This window comes from Bacillus sp. EB600, from assembly GCF_024494385.1.
Lineage (GTDB): Bacteria > Bacillota > Bacilli > Bacillales > Cytobacillaceae > JAEVLT01.
Map to the genome: position 1 here is coordinate 1 of NZ_JAEVLT010000164.1, position 465 is coordinate 465.

Annotated in this window: 3 tRNA genes; all 3 read right to left on the reverse strand. The window is 49.9% G+C overall.

Annotated elements, in window-relative coordinates:
- Positions 1-149: 149 nt before the first annotated feature.
- Positions 150-242: transfer RNA gene (locus JN080_RS29175), tRNA-Ser, on the reverse strand.
- A 10-nt stretch (positions 243-252) separates the two neighbouring features.
- A tRNA-Met gene (locus JN080_RS29180) sits at positions 253-329 on the reverse strand.
- A 25-nt stretch (positions 330-354) separates the two neighbouring features.
- A tRNA-Ala gene (locus JN080_RS29185) sits at positions 355-430 on the reverse strand.
- Positions 431-465 lie beyond the last annotated feature (35 nt).

The following is a 465-nucleotide window of genomic DNA, read 5'->3' on the forward strand; positions in this document are numbered from 1 at the left end:
AAAGTATTGTGTTTGATCATGCCCCTAGACACTTGACCGCCCCGATTTCAGTAAGCTTATTCAAGTAGTGGCTCAATCGTTGCGCTGTAGATCATTCGAAGAAGCTAATTCGAACGTGCTCCACCCCGCGATAATATTATTAAATTCAATGGAGGAGGAAGAGGGATTCGAACCCCCGCGCGGTATGACCCGCCTGTCGGTTTTCAAGACCGATCCCTTCAGCCGGACTTGGGTATTCCTCCACTTTACAATTGGTAGCGGCAGAGGGGATCGAACCCCCGACCTTACGGGTATGAACCGTACGCTCTAGCCAGCTGAGCTACACCGCCAAATAATTAAGTAGGTATGAAATTATGGTGGAGCTTAGCGGGATCGAACCGCTGACCTCCTGCGTGCAAAGCAGGCGCTCTCCCAGCTGAGCTAAAGCCCCATAAAATAAATGAAACTGATGGTCGGGAAAACTGA